Origin of the sequence: Clostridioides sp. ZZV14-6345 (genome assembly GCF_020657775.1) — a bacterium.
Classification (GTDB): domain Bacteria; phylum Bacillota; class Clostridia; order Peptostreptococcales; family Peptostreptococcaceae; genus Clostridioides; species Clostridioides difficile_D.
The window spans coordinates 1-2,580 of record NZ_JAGWCX010000132.1; the positions used below are offsets into that span (position 1 = coordinate 1).

Genomic DNA, 2,580 nt, shown 5'->3' on the forward strand with positions numbered 1-2,580 from the left:
ATTAGGAGGATTAAACTGTGCACATTGTGCAGAGGAGATTAATAATAAAGTTTCTAAATTAAAAGAAATTGAATCTTCTAATTTAAACTTTGTAAATAAAAAACTTACAGTAAATATAATTACTGACTTTGAAGAGAATACTGTTATAAACAAGATAAAGGAAATAATAGATTCAACAGAACCAGGACTTGATATACAAGTAGGGTCTACTGACAAAGTAAAAGATGGGACTACTGAAAAAGCAGGAGCTATAAATGATACAAATAAGAAAGAGTTAATTCCACTTATAATTGGAGCTCTTGTATATATTTTTGGTATATATCAAACAGCTACAGGTTATGAAAGTCAATTTAGCAATATAGTATTTATAGTTGCTTATGTAATAGTAGGTGGAGATGTACTTTTAAGAGCAATAAGAAATATATCAAAAGGAAGAGTATTTGATGAAAACTTTTTGATGGCTCTAGCAACAGTAGGAGCATTAGCAATAGGAGAATTATCAGAAGCAGTAGGAGTTATGCTTTTCTATAAAGTAGGAGAGTATTTACAAGGTGTTGCAGTTGGTAAATCTAGAAAATCTATAACTTCACTTATGCAAATAAGACCAGATTATGCAAATCTAAAAGTTAATTCTGAAGTTAAAGTAGTGTCACCAGAAGAAGTAAATGTAGGAGATATAATAGTAGTGAAACCTGGTGAAAAAGTACCATTAGATGGTGTAGTAGTAGATGGAGTTTCTATGTTAGATACTTCTGCACTTACAGGAGAATCAGTACTAAGAGAAGTTGAAAGAGGAGATGAAATTTTATCAGGTGTTATAAATAAGAATGCTTTATTGAGTATTGAAGTTACAAAGAGTTTTGGAGAATCAACAGTTTCTAAGATTCTTGATCTTGTTGAAAATTCTAGTATCAAAAAATCAAAAACAGAAAACTTTATATCTAAATTTTCAAGATATTATACTCCAATAGTAGTAATAGCTGCCTTATTAATAGCATTTGTGCCACCACTTGTAGTCTCTGGTGAGGTATTTAGTGATTGGTTGTATAGAGGATTGATATTCTTAGTTGTTTCTTGTCCTTGCGCATTAGTTTTATCAATACCACTTAGCTTCTTTAGTGGAATTGGATTTGCATCTAAAAATGGAATCCTTATTAAGGGAAGTAATTACTTAGAAGCTTTAAGAAGTGTAGATACAGTAGTATTTGATAAAACAGGAACGCTTACTAAAGGTGTGTTTAATGTAACTAAATTAAATCCTGAAGGTATATCAGAAGAAGAGTTATTAGAATATGCAGCTATTGCAGAGGTAAATTCAAATCATCCAATAGCAAAGTCTATATTAAATTACTATAATAAAAAATTTGATTTAGACACAATAGACAGTTATGAGGAAATAGCGGCTTATGGAATTAGAGTAAAATATAATGGTAAGCTTATATTAGCAGGTAATGAGAAACTTATGAAAAAAGAAAATATATCTTATTCACCAGCTAAAGAAGTAGGTACAGTAGTCTATATTGCTGTTGATAAAGTATACAGAGGTTATATAGTTATATCTGATGAAGTAAAAGAAGATAGTAAAAATGCTATAAGAAGCTTAAAAGCAATAGGAGTAAAAGAAGTTGTAATGCTAACTGGAGATAATGAGAAAGTAGCAAAAAATATTGCTCAAGAATTAGAATTAGATACAGTTTACTCAAATTTACTTCCTAATGAAAAAGTAGATAGATTAGAAGATTTATATGAAGGAAGAACTGAAAAAGAAAAAATAGCCTTTGTAGGTGATGGAATAAATGATGCTCCAGTTTTGGCTCGTGCTGATGTTGGTATAGCCATGGGAGGTTTAGGTTCAGATGCAGCTATTGAAGCAGCAGATGTAGTTCTTATGACAGATGAGCCTAGCAAGATATCTAAAGCAATTGAAATAGCAAACAAGACTAATAAAATAGTATGGCAAAACATAATATTTGCTCTAGGAGTAAAAATTATAGTTATGATACTAGGAGCTGGAGGAGTAGCTACTATGTGGGAAGCTATATTTGCTGATGTAGGTGTAGCACTTATAGCAGTAGTAAATGCTATGAGAGCTATGAGATAAGGTATAAATGTATGAACATACTATTAAAAAACATACAATTATATATTGATTAAGTATATAATGAGGAAAAGTATCAATAAGTTTATTTTAACTTTATTGATACTTTCTTTATTGATGCTTTTTTATATATAAACTTATATCCATTATGTTTATTTAAAGTGTTTATTTAGCAGGTACTTTTTATGTTGTAATTTTTAAAGTTATATAAAGTTATATAATAGATGATTTATTTTTATTAATAAGTTTAGATTAAGTTTAAATAAGAGGTATAAAAATTATAATACTTACAATTATGTGTATCAATAGCTATAATTTTTATAATAAAATGTATATATTAAAATGTTCTAAACCTATAATATAACTGCAATTCAACAAATTATGTAACATAAGATAGTAAAAAAATTAAAAAAATAATTTAAAAAAGCATTGACCAATTATTTTTAAGATGATATAGTATTACTTGTCCTTAAGAAAAGGGC

General features: G+C 28.3%; 1 protein-coding gene. It reads left to right on the plus strand.

The window, feature by feature from the left end; translation table 11 throughout:
- A partial coding sequence (locus tag KGF39_RS19185) for a heavy metal translocating P-type ATPase (RefSeq protein ID WP_227823540.1) occupies nt 1-2,101 on the plus strand: 2,101 nt, incomplete at its 5' end.
- Between the last annotated feature and the right edge of the window lie 479 nt (nt 2,102-2,580).